The sequence below is a fragment of the Proteus sp. MB838 genome (assembly GCF_054767435.1).
Genome location: NZ_BAABMO010000009.1, coordinates 65,016 through 84,237 on the forward strand (window position 1 = coordinate 65,016; position 19,222 = coordinate 84,237).

Below are 19,222 nucleotides of genomic sequence, written 5' to 3' on the forward strand. Positions count from 1 at the left end.
AGAGGAAGCTTTTGATCTGTGGGAAATTGCGATTACCAATCGTTATAACGAGGCGCTAGCGGCGTCCAAGGAGAGATAATGTCGCTATTACCCGTATTTAGTCAGGTACTGACGTTAGACGCGGAGGTATCTGATAACGCATTAAATAATATCAGGAAATCGACCAACGAAATTCTTGAGGAAATGAAGAAAATAGAGCAGGGCGCATCAGCAGGTATTAATCGCTTTTTTGCCTTTGTTCAAGAAATAGCCACCAGTTTTAACGAATTATCACTGGAGCCTGAAATAAACCTTTCGGTGGACAACCAAGAAATTATTCAAGCCTCTGAAACTGTTGAAAATTCGATACAAAAAATCGTTAAAACGGCACTTAGTAGTACTCAAGAATTTGATACTTTTTTGCAAAATATCTTAACGGGGCTGACGAGTTTATCGCTTGATGAGCCCATAAATATTGAAATAAATAGTGGTGAAACACAAGAGAAGATCCATTCAATTACGTCAAGCATTGACGCTCTAAAAGATGCGATGTCAGTATTAAATTACACGAGAAATTTGCTTAGCAATGATGTGGATAGTGATGCAAGTCATCTTGCGAATTTAAATGCTGAATATCAGGCAATGGAAGATCAGCTTGCTTCATTAAATAATGAATTAACTTTATTAACTGAGACAGAAAAGAAAAATAAAGAAAATAAATTAGTTATTGATGAGGTGATTAAAAATCTAGGTGCCGATTACGATCAATTTATCAGCACCATGCAAACCCAAGGTATTAAAGCGGCAATAGAAGAAGCTCAAGCTCAACGTCGATTAAGCAGTAGTGTTGATGAAACCGGGAAAAGTTATCAGCAAACCGTCGATAAAATGAAAGATTTTATCCTAAACGCCATAGGTGCAACGGATATTATGGGGACGTTACAAAAGGTATTTTCTGCGTCACTTGAACGTTCTCAAGAAATCGAATCATTAGATAAACTCAGTAAAAAAAATGGGTGTTGCGGCGATTGATATTGACGCTTTTTCAGGGGCGATGGCTGCAATTGGTGGCACGAAAGAAGCTGCTCAAGCGGATTTAGCCGCTATGGCAACTGCGTTTGATGATACGCAAGATCCCATAGAGCAGCTTTTACAGGTCGCTGATAACGTTAAAAATATGAGTTTTGATGATGCCCAAAAAGAGCTGGAAAAATTAGGTGTTGTTGATGATAAAACCATCGAATTAATGATGAAAGGTCGTCAAGAGCTAGAGCGTACGATGGGGGTACAAAAACAATTCTCAGGTATCAACGACGACAGTATTGAAAGTGCGATCCAACTCAATGCCACAATACATAAATTTAGTCAATTAGCGGCACAATTCAAAAATAACTTTTTAGATATGATTATTCCTACGCTAGCAAAAGGTATGGAATGGTTTGATAAATTAGTCGATTTTTGTGTGAAAAATAAAGATATTGTGATTAGCTTTTTCTCCGCCATCGGCGCCGCTGTTGCTATTTATTATTTACCCGTCATGATCTCTGCTGCCACATCGACACTTGCCATGGCATTACCTATTATTGCTATTGCAACGGTGATTGGTTTATTAGGTGTCGCCTTTAAACTCGTCTATGACGATATTATGAATTTTATTAACGGTAACGATTCCATGATCGGCCGTATATTAGAAAAATACCCAGTATTAAAAAGTGTGATCATGACGATATGGCAGGCATGGCAATCATTCTTTGAATATTTAAAAGAGGCTGTCACTGTTGTTGCTGATTTTGTTATTGCTGCATGGGATCTAATATCTAACTCATTTAACCAATTTATACAGACTCTAGAAATAGGGATTAATAATCTTATTGCTTGGGGGCAATCCATTATTGATATCTTTATTTTTGTTTCTGATTCAGTGGTGAGCCTATTTGAATGGATGTGGAGCTGTGTTGAAAAGATATTGGATTTTGTCGATGAAAAAATCAACCTAATACAAGATATATGGCAATCAGCCAAAAGCTTTTTCGGTATGGACGACGAAGAAAAAGAAATTCGTGTGGTGCAAAAGGTAGAGCGGCGATTAACAAATGAGGGGGAGCTTGACTATATCTTGCCACAATCTCAAACAGCGACACGATATTATAGTCCTATGCAGGAGGTTAAATCGTTAAATAACGGATTAGCAATATCGTCAAATAACAGTTTAAACCCGATGACCAGTCAAATGATCAGTAATCAATCAAGCATTAAAAACGAAAGTAATGTGCAAATTGGTGAAATCAAAATTGAAACTCAAGCCACAAATGGTGCGGAGGTGGTTAAAGAAATCAAGAAATCTTATACAGAGCAAGAAGCTAAAAATATATCGCAGAATCACTCTAGTGGCTGGAGGGTGTAATTATGATAACGGAAGTTAGAATTTTTGATTTAGCCTCTTTTACCACATTGTTTGATAGTGTTAACCCAACTCAAGTCACCATAGACGATAGCCACCAAGCGATTACATTTACGGTAGAAAATGGGGAAAGCCGCAGTGACCATGTGGTGATCAACCCCATCAGTATCAGTATCAGCTTATTGTTAACGGGCGATATTGCCAATGCTTATGCCACTATAAAACAGTTATATGACGAAAATACGTTAGTGGGTATTCAAACTCGTGTTAGTACCTATCAACCAATGCTATTAGAAAGTCTTAGCCATGATGAAGATCCGTCAAAAGTAGACGCTATTGAGTTAAAACTGAAGTTTATTGAATGGAAAAGCATTGAGCCTGAATACAATAAAAAATCAGCTAAATCGACTAAAAAACCTAAGCAATCCTCAACGATTAATCGAGGAAATGTGAAAAGTAAAAAATCCATGCCAATAGGAAAAAAACAGGGCTAGGAGGTAGAAAAAATGCAAGAAATACCATTACAAGCCATTCCTAATCAACGATTTTCTGTAGCAATAGCCGGTGTGAATTGGCAATTAACGCTTAAAGTGGCTAATCAAACCATGTTTTGTGATATCGAGCGAGAAGGCGAAATACTTATTACAGGAATGCGCCTTGTTGCTAATACACCGATAATTCCTTATCGCTATTTAAATCAGGGAATTAATTTAATGTTTTTAACAGAGTATGATGCATTACCTTGGTATGAGGAATTTACCAAGACGCAATCATTAGTGTATTGGAGTGAGGAAGATGGACCTTCGACGAATAAGGCTCGGAATTGAAGTCGGAGAACGGCTTCAATGGTATGAAGGATTACGTATTTCAGCCAGTGGAACAAAGTATGCCAATCCATTACAAAATGAATGTAATGTCACTATCTCAGGGCTAAATGCACAAACAAGAGATTATCTGCTGACAGAAACCAGTCCCTATAATAACAATAAGCAAACGCGACGACTCTATTTGGAGGTCGGCCGAGTTAATACCGGATTACTCTCTTTGTTTATTGGCGATATTGTCAGTGCTGAAATAGATTCACCTCCTGATGTGACGTTAACTTTATCGGCAAAAACCAGTCATCAAAGCGCGGGAAAAATTATTTCTTCCAGTGGCGGCACAATGCGCAGGCTGAGTGAAATAGCCTTGGCTATTGCTGATGATTGTGGGGTGAAATTAGATTTTCAAGCTACCGATAAGAATATTGCTAATTGGTATTATTGCGGCTCAGCATTGCATCAAATAGAACGTTTACAGGAAGCTGGGGACGTTAAAGCCTTTATTGATGATGATACGTTATTTGTAAAAGATGACGACAAAGCACTAAAAAGCCGTTTGCGTATTTTAAATATGAATTCAGGCATGATTGGCATTCCCAAAGCGACAGAAAGTGGGTTAACCGTAAGTTACTTGATTGATAGCACCTCGGAGCTTGGTGGAATGCTTCGCCTTGAGAGTAAATTAAACCCTTCATTAAATGGTGATTATATCATTGAGCAATTGGCGTTTAGTGTTGCCTCACATGAGGCTGATTTCAACTATACCGCAATTTGTAAACGAGCTTAATTATGAGTAAACCCAATAACGATATTGCGAGTGTTGGTTCACTGGCAGGGGCTTTCTCGTCCGCATTTCGCCATTTGATGATGAATACGGATGATATGTTGCCCGCAACAGTCATTGATTATGATGAAAAAAGCAATCGAGCCGTGATCAAACCACTGGTGATGATGTTAACCACGGATAATCAAACTATTTCACGAGCACCCGTTGCAAATATTCCCGTATTTCGCTTTGGTGGCGGAGGTTTTTTTATTAGAGCACCGATTAAAGCGGGAGATTTTGGTTGGTTAAAAGCTAATGATCGTGATATTAGCCTTATTTTTCAACGCGGTGGTCTAGAGGATAGACCTAATACCACCCGATTACATACCTTTAGTGATGCGATGTTTTTTCCTGGCACCTTAAAAGGTTGGGTGATCGACGGAAAAAATATTGATGCTTTGGTTATTCAGTCAATGGATGGTTCTGTCTGCTTTTCTCTTCATAACGATAAAGTTGTACTGGAAACCCCCAAGTATGAAATCAATGCCCGAGAAACGATATTTACCGGCAATGTCACAGTAAATGGTAATTATGCGGTAAATGGAAATAGTGATTCTCAAGGGGGCGTGATGCGTCACAACGGGAAAGATATCGGTTCAACCCATCGCCATAGTGGCGTACAAGCAGGCAAAGATAACACAGGGAGTCCAATATGAGGACATTTGCTATAAACCAGCATAATGATCTGGTGATTGATGCTAAAGGTGATCTGCAAATTTGTGATAACGATGAAGCAGTAAAAAACCTTTGTCAGCATTTTATTAAAGCGGTTCGTGGTGAGATGTTGCATAAAAAAGATAAAGGTATTCCTTATTGGTCAGCAACATTTAGCCGTCAAGTTGATATTCCTTTATTTGAAATGGCTTTTCGACAACGTCTGGCTGAAATCGAGGAAGTTGTGGCTATCAGCCATTTTAATGCCTTTTTAGATAATGGCGTACTGAAATATCAGGCGGATATACGCACGATATATGGAGGATTTACATTACATGGCTGATTATCGATATATTAATAATAAAGGCGTTATTGTTCCTGATACGGCAGCGCTACGAAAGGAGGTAGAAGACGAATTTCGCACTGTCTTTGGGCAATCAATCAATTTATCGCCAGAAACGCCCCAAGGGGTTTTGGCAACAATGGAAATTGAAAATCGCGATGCCATTGTGCGTAATAATGCCGAACTTGCTAATCAAATTAATCCCGATATTGCTGGGGGGATTTTTCTTGATGCAATATGGGCGTTAATGGGAGGAGAGCGTATTAATGCCACACACTCCTATTTAAGTGATGTGGAATTTATGGGGGTGCCCGGCACCATTATCCCTAAAGGTTCACAAGCTCTAACGATAAATGGCGCAGTATTTGAAACATTAACCTCTCTTATTATCGCAGACACTGGAAAAATAACTGGGGATATGCGCGCTAAAGAGTACGGGCCTATCACTTGTGGTATTGGGCAATTAAATAAAGTGGCAAGTTCGGTATTAGGCTGGGAAAAAGTCAATAATACCACGCACGCTATTATTGGCCGTTATGCAGAATCTGATATTAAAGCCAGGCGTCGGCGTAAACAGACTCTCGCTAAAAATACCATCAGTGTTGCCCAAGCTATTACATCGTCCCTCTATGAATTAGCCGGGGTTAACTCTCTCTCTTTTCGAGAAAATTTCACTGATAAAACATTAACTATCGATGGTATTTCCTTATTGCCACATAGCATTTATGTCTGTGTTGAAGGGGGAGACAGCCATGAAATTGCCAATGTTTTATTAAGAACGAAAACAATAGGTGCGGCGTTTAATGGTGATATTGAAATAAATCTCTTAGAGCCAGCAAGTGGTCAAGAATATCCGATTAAATTTTCACGACCAAAAGAAGTGACGATTTTTTGCAAAGTTACCGTTAAAAAATCCTCTTTTGATGCACAAACCATTATTCCTGATGCACTAGAAAAATGGAGTCATGGAGAGATAGAGGGGGATAATGGGCTGGTGGTAGGGCGAGATGTCTCTCCTTTTGAGATTTCCGCTGCCGTCAATGCTGTGGAGCCACATTTATTTGTCACAAAAGTTGAGTTATCAACAGATGGAAAAAATTGGCATGTAGCATTAATTCCCATTGCCATTAATCAAATTGCCCGCTTACCTAAAGGGGCGATACAAGTGGTGATGGTATGAATATTCAACAGTTTGATTATCATTCCGATCTTTTACAAGCGATACTTTGGCAATATGAAAATGCCGATAAATTAAAATCACTGGCTCATTTTAAGGCAGACTATTTTCACCAATCCACCGTGTTATTTTGGCAAAATTGGTATCGCGATATATTTAATATTGATACCGCCAACGACTTTGGGTTAGCAGTCTGGGCGCGTATTTTAGATGTGCCTTTAGGCATTGATATTTCCCCAAGTGAGAAAACAAAAATAGGTTTTGGCTTTGGTAAAAAGAAAGCTAATTTTAACGCAAATTTTCGACGCAATACCGATTACACCTTATCACTGACGTTAGATCAAAAAAGAATGTTGATAAGAATGCGTTATTTCAATCTCACCCAAAGTCCGACGGTCACCAATATTAATCAATTTTTAAAACGTTTTTTCTGGCGGGGTGAAAGTAAAGTATTTGTACTCGATCCCTTTGATATGACGTATATGTATTACGTTTTTAATTTTAATCCAGATGAACGCTTACGTTTATTATTAGAAAACTTCGATTTAATGCCACGTCCTTCTGGCGTAGGCGTCAAATATCGCATCATAACTAAAAAAGCATTTGGTTATGGTTCATATCGTAAAAATTTCTTAAAGAGTAATTTCGGAGAATAAATCCTATGACTAAAATATTTAAAATCCCCTTTGCCACGCAAGGGGATAAAACAGTTGTGCCTGTAGAGATCCAAACAGATGGCTCAGTATCTTATACTCAAGGTTACGGTTATGATTATGAGCGTGACCAAGTCACTGATCCGGCGGCAAAAGATATTGAACGTGAAAAAATGAACAGCCTATTTCACGATATCACCGAGTCTATTGGTGAAATGCAATTACAAGGTTTTGCTAAATGGTCAGAAGCGGGCAAACCCTATGCTATTCGTAGTGTGGTTTATCATAACAATAAGGTATGGCAGTCTAAAATTGAGAATAATAATATTGAGCCTATTGCCGGTAATGCATGGGCTGAGCTAAAAGCTGATATCACCGCGAATGAAGTGGGTGCTTATAACAAAGCTGAGGCTGATAAGCGTTTTCAGCCTGTGGGCAAATATCAAGCGGAAGGTTATAGCTATGCAAAAGCGGAATCTGATACTAAATATCAACCCAAAGGCAATTATGCTCCTGCGGGAAATTATGCGAATAAAGGCGATAGCTATACCAAAGCGGAGTCTGATGGGAAATATCAACCTAAAGGCAATTATCAAGCTTCAGGAGATTATGCCACCAATACCAATTTAAAAAATGAGCTTAATAAAAAATTTGATAAAGGTAATATTGCTCAAGCGACCGGAACCTCAACGGCTCATGTTATTAGCCAAAAAGCCGCTACTGATGCTTTTCAGCCAAAAGGGAATTATCAACCCAAAGGGAATTATGCATTAGTGGGTGCATCCTATACGAAAACGGAATCTGATAATAAATATCAACCTAAAGGCAATTATTTAGCGACAGGTTATAGTTATTCTAAATCAGAGTCAGATGGTAAATATCAGCCTAAGGGGAATTATCAACCCAAAGGGAATTATGCAGTTATTGGGAGTAGCTATACTAAAGCGGAAAGTGATAGTCGATACTCGAAACAAAAAGTAACAGGTTGGAAAGAACTATATAATGGTAATTGGCTAAGTGGTGAGGGTGTTAATATAAATGAAGATATTCGAGGTAAAATAGTATGGGTTGATCTTGGTGGTAATCAATGGAGTTCATTTACTATGCCTCCTATAGATGATATTCCAATGTGGTGTGGTCACTCTGATAATAATTGGTGTGCATTCAAAACATCTAATAATGGTAAAAAAATACATCGCGCTTTTGGTAAAGGGAATACGGGAATAGTAAGAGTTTGTGTTATTAGTTAATCGATTTTATTATTTCTTTTATATTAATATATTTCTATATTAGTAAAATAAAAATTAAAGCTTAGTGATTTAATAAAGCTTTAATATTAATCTATAAGTAATTATATATGAGTGATAAATTATTATCTTTTTAGATGGTAATTAAATAACATATGCACTCATTATAGATAAATATTTTTTAAATTTAAATAACTAACCAAAAATAGAAAATATAATGGCCATTGGGAAACTCAATGGCCATGTTATTGCGATAAGAAAAGCACTCAGTAGGCGCATAGCCAAACTGGGATCTTTGGTTAAAAAGAAGGTGATAATAAAAGAGAGTACAGCCCCAATTAGGTAGCCTATTCCAATAGTTGCAATAACAGACATAGTCGATCTTCAGTAAAAAAATTGCAGTAATTGTACGCTAATTTTGTTAAAGAAACAGACTAAGAAGAAAAAATTTTCAACAAATGTCATTAGCAATTGGTGTTTTTTTAGCATTTATTTCATTATTGATCGCATATTTTACTTAAGTAACATCCAACAAGCTTATAACAACTTTTCTTGTTTTGCCGTAGCCTTTGCTACTGTAAGTCTTTTTAATACCCTAACACTATTTTTTAAGCTTTATCCCTTTTAGGCTTTTATCTATTCTATTAACGATCCCAAAGGGGGTTATAGTAACAACATCCTTATTATATTGATTACTAAGTTACATATATCATTAACAACATTGTTTAGAGTATAACTTGCTCATGGATGGGTAACACTTAAAGGAGCTAAGTGTTAACTAGGACGTGATTAAAATCCTCTTGTTGCCTTTAAAGAGGATTTATTTTTTTGTTTTTTTAAAGAAGCTCGATCCCTGTAACCTTTTTCATACTATTCATAGGTTAAAAATCAGTATACTTTAGAGATAATATTTCTTATCAATTTATATAAGGTGGTTATCGCTATGGTTCCTTACCAACCCGTATTAACCTTTTGGTTTGAAGAATGTACCCCAAAACAGTGGTTTCAAAAAGATAGCGCTTTTGATAAAGAAATTAAGGATAGATTTGGTGAGCTATGTATTAGCGCAAGTCGCGCAGAGCTTGCCTCTTGGCGCGAGAGCATTGAAGGGCGGTTAGGGGAAATTATTATTCTAGACCAGTTTTCACGTAATATTTGGCGTGATACACCAAAGGCTTTCGCCCAAGATAATATGGCGTTAATTCTTGCTCAAGAAGCCATTCGATTACCCGAATATCTCACCCTGACACCAGTAAAACGCAAATTTCTGATCATGCCATTTATGCACTCAGAATCACAAAAAATCCATCAAGATGCCATTGCGTTGTTTTCACAATTAAATGATGACGACACGTATCAATATGAATTACGCCATAAAGAGATTATCGATAAATATGGTCGTTATCCTCATCGTAATGAAATTTTAGGGCGTACTTCCACACCAGAAGAGTTAGCGTTTTTACAACAACCCGGCTCTTCATTCTAAAAAGAAAAAATGCATATCTAAAAAGATATGCATTTTGTTTTTCGTTTCTTGCCGATGACTATGCTTATGATGATAAATCAATAATGATAAAGGGTCATCGCACAGAAACCCCATATTACATGGTTATATGCCATAAGTTATAAAAGGCAATGCGACCGGATAATTCAGCAATTACGACCGCTGCGGCACAAGTTGCTAAGGTCACTTTTGAGGTTTGCGCTTTTAATGCGCTAAACCCGACAACCACAATACCTAATGCTAATACTGCTAATTGGAAACCCCAAAACAGTGATTGCTCAGCACTTAATTCTGGGCCATTAAAGCTTAGGAAACTGACATAACCGGAGCGTGCGGCAAAGGTAATTATGGCACCGATAATAAAGGACAATGCCCCTAAACGTCTTGCACCACTGACCATTGCAAGTACTCCACCGCCAATTAATAGCGTCATCCAAAACTGTAACGTGGTGTAATCTGTATTCCAGTTAGCAATTGTTGGAATATGGTAAACTTGCGGAATTGACCAAACAAAAGCTAAACCAAAAATAACGGTAAATAGATTACAAATTTCACGTAATCCCCGCCATTTTTTCATAATAGTGAGTGCCACTGTTGCAAAAGCAAAACCAGTAAATACACCACTTAGAAAAGCTTCGTTACTCATTGGAGAACGGCCTACGCCTAATAACATATTGAAAAAGCGTAGTGGCTGACCTACGTGTAATCCACCAATACCTAAGCCCACAAGCATTAATATCAGAGCAAGAATATTGGCATTACGCAGTTGTTGTTCATCAATTTGACCTAACTTTTTACTGATATAAGCGATCAGAAACAGACCTGCTGCGCTAGAGCCTAAAACAGTAAAAAAGACAAGAGGAAGTTCATGCATGGTTTATACCTCCGCCGCATTTTGAACTGAGCCGGTTTTATCACCAGAAGGTTTTGCATCTTTATGTGCTTTTATCACGATATTTGGGTTAGTTAAGCTTGGATCTGGCATTGGGGCGATACCACACTCTGTACCATGTTTCGCTCTGATCACTTCAATATCATCAAAATCCAGTGCACGTTGTGGACAAGATTCAACACAGACCGGTTTCATACCTTGGGCGACACGTTCATAGCAACCATCACATTTTGACATCAATTTTTTCTTTTCATCAAACTGTGGTGCGCCATAAGGGCAGCGTAATTCACAATAACGGCATCCAACACAAACATCTTGATTAACAACCACTAAACCGTCTTCTTCACGTTTATGCATCGCGCCAGTAGGGCAACCTGCCACGCAAGTAGGGTTAGAGCAGTGGTTACAAGAAATTGATAAATAATAACTATAAATATTTTGTGTCCAGATACCGTCTTGTTTTGCCCAGCTACCACCGCCATATTCATAAACACGACGGAATTTAGGGCCTAAATCTAAATCTTTTTCGTCCTTGCAACTGACTTGACAGGTTTTACAGCCAGTGCATTTAGTGGAGTCAAAATAAAAACCATATTGCTTCATGAGTTAACTCCTTATGCACGTTTCACTTCAACAAGGTTAGTATGTTGTGGATTTCCTTTAGCAAACGGCGATGGGTGCCAGCTTGTTAATGTATTAATACATCCACCGGTATCTACACCTGTTGTATCAAGTGAACGCCATGCACCTTGTGGTACTGCAATCACACCAGGTAATACACGATCTGTCACTTTGACACGAATATGCAAGCGACCACGTTCGTTATAAATCTCAGTAATATCGCCAGATTTTAATCCACGCTGTGCCGCATCAACGGGGTTTAACCAAAATTGATGAGGAATAGCTTCACGTAACATTGCGACGTTAAAATAGGTAGAGTGGACGTGACCTTTATCGTGGAAGCCCGTCATTTGCAGTGGGAACTTCTCTTTTAAGGTAACGTTTTCAACACCTTCTTCATTTTTACAATATTCTGGAATTGCAGGAATACGATCACCTTCTGGTAAGATCCAACCTTCAGTATCTTGCATTAATTTCTCAGAATAGATTTCAATTTTACCTGATGCTGTTTTTAGTTGGTTGGCGATAGGATCTTGGCGAAATGCTTCTAATGCCACATAAGCGCTACGAGGAGGAAGTTTTCTATCCACAATCCCCATATCGTTAGTTTCAGCAAAAGAAGGAAGCGCTGGGTTATTTGCTTTTACTTGGTTATAGCAATACTCAATCCACTCTTGGTAGGTTCTACCTTCAGTAAATTTCTCTTTAACACCTAATTTTTCAGCGATATCTGCCAATACATCATAGTTAGGACGATTTTCCCATAACGGCTCAATGGCATTTTGTAAACGCACCATATAATGATACGCACCACTAGCATAAGAGTTATTGATAAGATCGTTAGTTTCCACAGTAGTGACATCAGGCAGTAAAATATCGGCATATTTTGCTGATGGTGTCATGTGGTTATCCCACACTAAAATAAATTCACATTTTGATTCATCTTGCAGTAATTCATGTGTTTTATTGAGATCAGCATGCTGGTTACCAATCACATTACTGGAGTAACACCACATAAATTTAATGCCCGTATCCAGCTTATCTTTATTTCTGACACCGGCATTTTTACTGGTTAACTCTTCACCACGAGCAACCGCTTCAGACCACATAAACGTTGGGATCTGGGTTTTTACTGGATTTGGTATGGCAAAACTTGCGACAGGGTATTCAATGCTACCGCCCCAACATCCGGTATTAGTACCAGGACGACCAATATGACCAGACATTAATGGCAACATCATAATTGCACGGCAAGCTTGTTCACCATTACTGGTACGCTGAATACCCCAGCCTTGGGAGATCCACGCCGCTCTGGCATTACCAATTTCACGTGCCAATTGAATAATACGCGCAACGGAAATTCCGGTTAATTGACTTGCCCACTCAGGGGTTTTAGCAATTCCATCAGGACCATTACCGAGAATATAGTCTTTGTAAGAGCCATTTTCAGGTGCTGAGGCTGGCAGAGTTTGTTTATCCCAACCGATGCAATATTCACGTAAAAATGCCTCATCAGTGATACCCTCTTGGATCATCACATAACCTAACGCAGCCACTAATGCAGCATCAGTACCCGGATAGATAGGGATCCACTCTGCACCTAATGTTGTGACACTATCAGTACGACGCGGGTCGATAATAATTACTTTACTTTTACTCTTATCTAACGCATTCAGTGTTTCATAGAACTGACCACCGCCAGACATACGAGTTTCAGCAAGATTATGACCAAACATCACAACCAAATCTGAGTTTTCGATTTCTGTTAACAGAGATTCCAGCATATCACCATACACATAAGGGACGATGCCGGTTAATTGTGAATAAGAGTAAGTACCGTAGTCACTTAAGAAGCCACCGACTGTACTTAATAGACGTTTACAGGCTGTTCTACCATGTAAATTCGCCCCGGTAGATCCAGTACCATATTGGTAATAAATAGCCTCATTACCATAGGTATCGATAGTATATTTTAGCTTATCAGCGATAATCGAAGTCGCTTCATCCCAAGAGATACGTTCGAATTTACCTTCACCACGTTTACCGACACGTTTCATGGGGTATTTTAAACGGTCTGGATTATAAGTTTTCCAACGAACGGAACGTCCACGTAAGCAAGGACGGATCTGATGAAGACCAAAGGTTGAGTCATCAAACATGGTTTCATTGGAAATACGGCGGATCACGCCATCTTTAACATGAACTTTTAATGGGCAACGACTACCACAGTTCACTAAGCATGCACTGTATTTGATGGTTTCAGACGTCTCATCAGGACGAATACCCTGGGGTGTTTGAGCATTAGCAGAGAAAGGTAATGATACCGTTCCAGCTACAGCAGCAGCGCCAGAAAGAACAGCTGCAGACTGAATGAAGCCACGCCGGCTCATTTCAGTGATAGAAACATTATTTTTAATTTTTGACATTGACATTACCCTAACATTTTTCACAACAAATAAAGTTGTATATCTATGTTAAGTTATTACACCTATACCTATAATGATTTATATCAATATAAAAAATGTTAATAAGGTTATCTAAAAAAATAATTATTAAACAATTGGTTACATTTTGCGGTTAATACTACTTTAGTGGTAAATAAAATATCAAATATATAGGTCGAAACAGTGATTCGATATATAAAAAATAACATATCGATTTTAAAAAAATAGGCTAAAACAAGATTGTTAATATGATAACAAAGTCGATAGTTATAAATATTTGTTAATCTATTTAATAGAAAAAAGGGAGAATTAATCTCCCTTTTAAATAATGAACGCTAGGGCTATGGTGTGTCGATATTGGTAGGGAATTTTAATGCTCTGACATCGCTACCTGTTGGTGATTGGTGTATTCGTAAACCAAACTGAGGAAGAATAGCGAATATATGATCAAAAATATCGGACTGAATAGCTTCATACTCTACCCACACGGTTGTATTGGTAAAGGCATAAATTTCGATAGGTAGCCCTTCAGAGGTTGGGGCAAGCTGTCTTACCATAATGGTCATCTGTTTATGGATCTTCGGATGATTTTTTAGATAAGCTTCCACGTAAGCGCGAAATGTACCGACATTCGTCATACCACGTTGATTAAGTGGCATTTGATGCTCATGACAAAGGCTAGCGTTATAGCTGGAGATTTCACCTACTTTGCTTTTTATATAAGGTTCAAGAAGCTGTGCCTTTTCTAATTTATCAATATTCTCTTGATCTAAAAAGTAAATACTATTGATATCAAGAGATAAACTGCGCTTAATTCGACGCCCACCTGATTGTGTCATCGCTTGCCAGTTTTTAAACGAATCAGAAATTAAAGAATAAGTAGGAATGGTCGTAACGGTATTATCCCAATTACGTACTTTTACTGTGGTGAGGCTAATATCCACTACGGCACCATCAGCACCATATTTAGGCATTTCTAACCAATCACCCAAGCTAATCATATTATTGGCGGAGAGTTGAATACCGGCAACGAGTCCCATAATTGGATCTTTAAATACCAACATCAACACGGCAGTCATGGCACCTAAACCACTTAATAAAATAAGCGGTGATTTACCGATCAGTAATGAAACAATCATGATACCAATCAGCACGCTGGCGACTAATTTTAAACTTTGGAAAATACCTCTAAGGGGTAATCGGCCAAAAGAAGGGGAATTTCTCATGATCTGCAAACAGAGATCCATAATTGAGAAAATCATCAATAAACCGAAAAGTAAACACCATGCTTGAGCTGTGGTGGTTAATATCTCCTGTGTTTTACCGGGTCCCATCCATAATAAGGCTTGGATATTAATGACTACACCTTGGATAAGAAAGGCAAATCGACTGAATAACTTATTAATTTCAAAAGAGAGTTGCCACTTTTGATCGTATTTACTGATAGCTTTTGAAAGCTTAGGGAGCACAAGTTTGTGCAAAATAAAGTGGAGAACAAGAGCAACAACAAAAATGATCAATAAAACAAGTAACAGAGAAGTGATTTGAGCGTACTCTTCATTAAACTGACGTATCCATGTAAGCAGTTGCTGCTGCATAAACTATCCTCATCATAAAAGGTGATTTAATACTAGGGTACAAGAAGAGGGATTTTAGTTCAAACAAGTGAAATTTTTGTTACTAAAGATGCGCGAAGAATAAGGTAAGAAAAAATCAAAGGGATAGAAAATAAAAGCCAGATAGTGCCTCTTGCGATATAGAGTGCATTTTCTGGCTTTATGCGCTAGTTATTCTTTTTAATACAAAGAATTACAATAAACGAGTTGAAGATAATTTAACAACAACTTGGTGCAGATGAGTAATAAAAGAAGTCATTGATTTCATATTAAGTATCCTATTAATAAAATGTGATTCTCGTCACAAATATTTTCTGATACTGATTCTAATCACATTTTCATAACAGTCAATAGCTTTATACAAAAATATTTTAAATTTTAAATTATTTTTTATATTGAAAGCATTTTTTGTTGGTAACCATAGCTTAAGAACGTTTGAATTTATATCTATCTCTTTGTTTTATAATTATTTTCATACTTATAACGCTTAGTTGACTTTTTCTATTGCGTCTTTCGCGATATTGTCTTTTTAAACTAACTATTGCAGTAGAGAAATGAGGTAGTAAAAGGAAGGGCATTTGACAAGTAGTCTCGGTTGGCTTTGTCGAATTGGGATAAAATATATACACCGCTACTGTTAGAGCCACATTAAGTGGCTCTAATATTCAACTACAGCTTATAAACTAAGACGCAATTAACGAGTCATCCGCTTGATTGCACTGGCTATTGATAGAATAGTTATAGAACTTAAAATAAGTTGTATGCCAATCAATGCCATCACCAGTGTTATAGAAGTTTCAGGGCCAAAAGCTAGTAAGAAATAGGCTAAAACAAGATCTAAAAAGCCCACTAAAATATTAAACCAGCCATAAAAGCTATCTTTAATTTGCTTAAAGCCGAGGACTAAGCGGAGTATTCCTGCAAAGATAAATAAATAACCGATAATAAATGCAAGGCTTAACATGCCATTTAAAGGATCGGTAATAAAAATATAACCTAAAAATAGATAGATAAAACCAGCAAGTAAAGTAATTAACATCGACCAACCAGAAGAGATCCGGCTATTAAAGGCCGCCATTATGCTGGTTATTGCACAAGCAAAAAACACCACACCGAGGAAAACACTGACCACGACCCCTGAAGAAAAAGGGTTAATAATACAGATAATACCCGCAAGTAATCCCAGCATGGCAATGATACTCATTAAAGTACACTGCTTTTTAACGAGTTTCTCTGTTAGCTGAGATAAATTATTTTTATTAATGTCTAACATAACAACCTCTTAATTTGTAATCCTTATCGCAAATTATAGCAATTTTTAGCTATATAACAGGAATTCTTTAAAGAAAAAGGTCATTAAAGATTTGTATTAGAAAGTCAGTAGCATTTGAAATAGTAATGTGAAAGAGTAGTGTGGTGAAAAGTTATCAAGGTTAATACAATTTATCACGGAGGTAAAATGTCTGAGATTGTGTATTTAAATAACCAATTTGTACCTAAAGAACAAGCTAATATCTCTGTTTTTGATCGAGGTTTCTTATTTGCTGATGCCGTTTATGAAGTTACCGCTGTTATTAACGGACAATTAATTGATTTTGAAGGGCATTTTCAACGTTTACAGCGCTCTTGCAAAGCATTATCAATGCCTTTTTCATTAACCAAAGAGCAATTAAAAGAGATCCACGAGCAATTGATAGATAAGAACCATCTGCATGAAGGACTTATCTATTTACAAGTCACTCGTGGCGCCGATTCATCACGTTTTTTTGATTTCCCGTCTTCATCAGTCGCTCCTACATTGGTGCTATTTGTTCAACACTCAACGGTGGTAAATCATCCTAATGCAAGCAAAGGAATTTCTGTCGTAAGTGTTGAGGATATTCGTTGGCAACGCTGTGATATTAAAACGGTGGCATTACTTGCTGCATGTCTAGCTAAACATCATGCGCATCAGCAAGGTGCTGATGATGCTATTTTTATCAAAGAGGGTTATATCACCGAAGGGAGTTCAAGCAATTTCTTTATTGTTAATCAGCAAGATGAAATTATCACTCGCCCATTAAGCCAAGATATTTTACCGGGGATCACGCGACAAGCGATTATTCAGTTAGCCAAAGAACAAAAACTCACCATCATTGAGCGTTTATTTACACTCGAAGAAGCGAAACAAGCCAAAGAGGCTTTTATTAGTTCAGCGACTACCTTAATTTGGCCGGTGATCTCCATTGATAATGAAAAAATAAATCAAGGTAAGGTAGGGGCGTTATCACAACGCTTAAGAGAGATTTATCTTGAGAAAGCCGGTGTTAAACCATAGTAAATTTTTATCGCACTGATTTTGACTTTATCCGAAAAATCAGTGCGATAATACCATTGTCACTAATTGTGATGTTCAATGATCATGACAGCGGTAGTATCTGGCTCTAATGCACGTAGCACATGAGTAACGTCACCAGGGTAACAAATATAGTCACCGGGAGATAACTCTTGTTGATTATCTAAAGTACCGACAATGGCACGACCGCTAATTATAAGAATATGTTCTGTGACATTTTTACTATGAGGATCTGACACTCTATCTTTACCCGGTTGAGCAATAACCGTATAAATATCGCGCTTAGCGCCATTGGGGCAAGATGACAATAAAAAGGCATGGTAATAGGCCTTTTCTGCACTAATTTTAAATCCATCACCTTTGCGGATCACTTTAACTTCTGGTTTAGGTGAGGAAATCAGTTGTGAAAACGGAATATTGAGTGCGACGCAAATAGCCCATAAAGTTTCGATACTTGGATTACCTTGTCCCGCTTCTAATTGGGATAACGTTGACTTTGCGATCCCCGCTCGCCTTGCGATTTCTGCAAGTGAAAGACCTGCTTTTTTTCTTTCTCTAGCAATAGATTGAGAAATAATTTCAATGGGTGCCGAAGGTGATGACATCATAGTTTCCTTCAAAAATCAGCTTGCAAAAAAATACATCGTTCAACATAATGAACAAATCGTTCAATAAATAATACGTTTTTTATGCATATTAACAGTCGTCTAGATAATAACGTACTTAGAGATATTCTGCTTGTTTCATTAGCGGATGGGATCGTTGGAATATCTTATGGTGCTTTAGCACATACTCAAGGTTTCGATTTTTGGGTACCTCTTTCGTTATCGATTTTTGTTTTAGCAGGAGCTTCTGAATTTCTATTTATCGGAGTGGTTGCGATGGGAGGAAGCGCCATCTATGCGGCACTCGCTGGCTTAATGGTCAATGCAAGGCACATCCCTTTTAGTATGGCGGTGAAAGAATTACCCGGAAAAGGGATTAAATCACTATTAGGCTTTCATATATTAAATGATGAAAGTGTGGTTTTTGGGTTATCTCAATCGACTGCTGAGCAAAATAGATTAGCATTTTGGGCTTGTGGATTAGGCATTTTACTGATGTGGCCGTTAGGTACTATGCTAGGTGTTTATTTAGGCTCTTTTATTGTTGATATAAAAATGCTTGGTTTAGATGCGATGTTCCCAGCGATTATTTTGGCACTAAGTTTACCGGCATTGAAAAATAAATTAACACGAAAAGCCGCTATTATTGGTAGTGTGATTGCCTTAGCAACGACACTGTTTCTCCCTGCGGGAATACCGGTTTTATTATCCTTGTTAGGCGTTTTATTTGTGGTGAGAAAAATATGATCTCAACAACTTCACTTATCGCAGGTATCGCTATTTTAGCCGTAGGAACTTATGCCATGCGCATCTCCGGTATCTTATTAAATAATAAAACGGGGATGTCTGAGCGGGTCAAAGAAATGTTTTCACTTTCAGCAATCGTGATCTTATTTTCGGTTGCAATGACATCTACTTTTTTTGATGGTGACCAACTCGCTGATATTGCCAAGATTATTGGTGTGGGTGTTGCGGGCGTTTTAACCTGGAAAAAGAAACCTTTTATTTTGGTGGTATTAAGTGCTGCTATTATTACCGCGATGCTACGTTGGATAGCCCACTTTGTGGGGATAAGCATAACTAATAGTTTTAACTAAAATTATA

At 37.7% G+C, this 19,222-nt stretch carries 21 protein-coding genes; 14 read left to right on the top strand and 7 right to left on the bottom strand.

What is annotated here, in order from left to right; all coding sequences use genetic code 11:
* Window positions 1-78: 78 nt before the first annotated feature.
* From ACYUCW_RS05915 to ACYUCW_RS05960, 10 genes are read left to right on the top strand one after another with little or no spacing between them, the layout of a single operon-like run.
* Window positions 79-1,011: a hypothetical protein gene (locus tag ACYUCW_RS05915; protein ID WP_460408272.1), complete on the top strand. Its 933-nt coding sequence runs from the start codon at window positions 79-81 to the stop codon at window positions 1,009-1,011.
* Window positions 992-2,383 (top strand): hypothetical protein, encoded by a 1,392-nt coding sequence (locus ACYUCW_RS05920; protein WP_460408273.1) that lies wholly within the window; start codon window positions 992-994, stop codon window positions 2,381-2,383. Before ACYUCW_RS05915 ends, ACYUCW_RS05920 begins: the two co-directional genes overlap by 20 nt.
* A 2-nt stretch (window positions 2,384-2,385) precedes the next feature.
* Window positions 2,386-2,874, top strand: coding sequence for a phage baseplate protein (locus ACYUCW_RS05925; protein ID WP_004250719.1), 489 nt, complete (start codon window positions 2,386-2,388; stop codon window positions 2,872-2,874).
* Window positions 2,875-2,886: 12 nt separating this feature from the next.
* Window positions 2,887-3,207 carry a phage baseplate plug family protein gene (locus ACYUCW_RS05930; protein ID WP_460408274.1) on the top strand — a complete coding sequence of 107 codons (321 nt, stop codon included), beginning with the start codon at window positions 2,887-2,889 and terminating at the stop codon, window positions 3,205-3,207.
* A complete protein-coding gene (locus ACYUCW_RS05935; RefSeq protein WP_004243622.1) occupies window positions 3,176-3,988 on the top strand; it encodes a baseplate hub protein in 813 nt (270 codons plus the stop codon). The genes ACYUCW_RS05930 and ACYUCW_RS05935 overlap by 32 nt, the downstream gene beginning before the upstream one ends.
* Window positions 3,989-3,990: 2 nt before the next feature.
* Window positions 3,991-4,683: a Gp138 family membrane-puncturing spike protein gene (locus tag ACYUCW_RS05940; protein WP_460408275.1), complete on the top strand. Its 693-nt coding sequence runs from the start codon at window positions 3,991-3,993 to the stop codon at window positions 4,681-4,683.
* A complete protein-coding gene (locus ACYUCW_RS05945) occupies window positions 4,680-5,024 on the top strand; it encodes a hypothetical protein (protein ID WP_004243617.1) in 345 nt (114 codons plus the stop codon). The genes ACYUCW_RS05940 and ACYUCW_RS05945 overlap by 4 nt, the downstream gene beginning before the upstream one ends.
* A complete protein-coding gene (locus ACYUCW_RS05950; RefSeq protein WP_036907817.1) occupies window positions 5,017-6,204 on the top strand; it encodes a baseplate J/gp47 family protein in 1,188 nt (395 codons plus the stop codon). Before ACYUCW_RS05945 ends, ACYUCW_RS05950 begins: the two co-directional genes overlap by 8 nt.
* Complete coding sequence (locus ACYUCW_RS05955) at window positions 6,201-6,857, top strand: DUF2612 domain-containing protein (protein WP_004243615.1); 657 nt, start codon at window positions 6,201-6,203, stop codon at window positions 6,855-6,857. The genes ACYUCW_RS05950 and ACYUCW_RS05955 overlap by 4 nt, the downstream gene beginning before the upstream one ends.
* 5 nt (window positions 6,858-6,862) lie before the next feature.
* A complete protein-coding gene (locus tag ACYUCW_RS05960; RefSeq protein WP_239506423.1) occupies window positions 6,863-8,104 on the top strand; it encodes a hypothetical protein in 1,242 nt (413 codons plus the stop codon).
* A 192-nt stretch (window positions 8,105-8,296) separates the two neighbouring features.
* On the opposite strand, the gene ACYUCW_RS05965 is transcribed toward ACYUCW_RS05960, so the two are convergent.
* On the bottom strand, window positions 8,297-8,476 hold the full coding sequence (locus ACYUCW_RS05965; protein ID WP_017628013.1) for a GhoT/OrtT family toxin: 180 nt from the start codon (window positions 8,474-8,476) through the stop codon (window positions 8,297-8,299).
* Between the two features lie 568 nt (window positions 8,477-9,044).
* Between ACYUCW_RS05965 and ACYUCW_RS05970 the strand changes: the two genes are divergently transcribed.
* A complete protein-coding gene (locus tag ACYUCW_RS05970; RefSeq protein ID WP_004243612.1) occupies window positions 9,045-9,587 on the top strand; it encodes a DUF924 family protein in 543 nt (180 codons plus the stop codon).
* A gap of 115 nt (window positions 9,588-9,702) precedes the next feature.
* Here ACYUCW_RS05970 and ACYUCW_RS05975 read toward each other — a convergent pair whose 3' ends face one another.
* From ACYUCW_RS05975 to ACYUCW_RS05995, 5 genes are all read right to left on the bottom strand, one after another.
* Complete coding sequence (locus ACYUCW_RS05975; protein ID WP_004243611.1) at window positions 9,703-10,479, bottom strand: dimethyl sulfoxide reductase anchor subunit family protein; 777 nt, start codon at window positions 10,477-10,479, stop codon at window positions 9,703-9,705.
* Between the two features lie 3 nt (window positions 10,480-10,482).
* Window positions 10,483-11,100, bottom strand: coding sequence for a DMSO/selenate family reductase complex B subunit (locus ACYUCW_RS05980; protein ID WP_004243609.1), 618 nt, complete (start codon window positions 11,098-11,100; stop codon window positions 10,483-10,485).
* A gap of 11 nt (window positions 11,101-11,111) precedes the next feature.
* The gene (locus tag ACYUCW_RS05985) at window positions 11,112-13,550 is read right to left on the bottom strand and encodes a DMSO/selenate family reductase complex A subunit (RefSeq protein ID WP_460408276.1); all 2,439 of its coding nucleotides are present in this window, start codon (window positions 13,548-13,550) and stop codon (window positions 11,112-11,114) included.
* 353 nt (window positions 13,551-13,903) lie between these two features.
* Window positions 13,904-15,160 carry a mechanosensitive ion channel family protein gene (locus tag ACYUCW_RS05990; protein ID WP_004250735.1) on the bottom strand — a complete coding sequence of 419 codons (1,257 nt, stop codon included), beginning with the start codon at window positions 15,158-15,160 and terminating at the stop codon, window positions 13,904-13,906.
* 712 nt (window positions 15,161-15,872) lie between these two features.
* Entirely contained in the window at window positions 15,873-16,451 is a 579-nt protein-coding gene (locus tag ACYUCW_RS05995) for an HdeD family acid-resistance protein (protein WP_004243604.1), read from the bottom strand.
* Window positions 16,452-16,637: 186 nt separating this feature from the next.
* Between ACYUCW_RS05995 and ACYUCW_RS06000 the strand changes: the two genes are divergently transcribed.
* On the top strand, window positions 16,638-17,495 hold the full coding sequence (locus ACYUCW_RS06000; protein ID WP_036971140.1) for a D-amino-acid transaminase: 858 nt from the start codon (window positions 16,638-16,640) through the stop codon (window positions 17,493-17,495).
* A 62-nt stretch (window positions 17,496-17,557) separates the two neighbouring features.
* Here ACYUCW_RS06000 and ACYUCW_RS06005 read toward each other — a convergent pair whose 3' ends face one another.
* Window positions 17,558-18,118: a helix-turn-helix domain-containing protein gene (locus ACYUCW_RS06005; protein WP_004250737.1), complete on the bottom strand. Its 561-nt coding sequence runs from the start codon at window positions 18,116-18,118 to the stop codon at window positions 17,558-17,560.
* An 84-nt stretch (window positions 18,119-18,202) separates the two neighbouring features.
* On the opposite strand from ACYUCW_RS06005, the gene ACYUCW_RS06010 reads away from it, so the two are divergent.
* Entirely contained in the window at window positions 18,203-18,865 is a 663-nt protein-coding gene (locus ACYUCW_RS06010; protein WP_004243600.1) for an AzlC family ABC transporter permease, read from the top strand.
* Window positions 18,862-19,215 carry an AzlD domain-containing protein gene (locus tag ACYUCW_RS06015; RefSeq protein ID WP_163748568.1) on the top strand — a complete coding sequence of 118 codons (354 nt, stop codon included), beginning with the start codon at window positions 18,862-18,864 and terminating at the stop codon, window positions 19,213-19,215. Before ACYUCW_RS06010 ends, ACYUCW_RS06015 begins: the two co-directional genes overlap by 4 nt.
* Window positions 19,216-19,222: the final 7 nt, after the last annotated feature.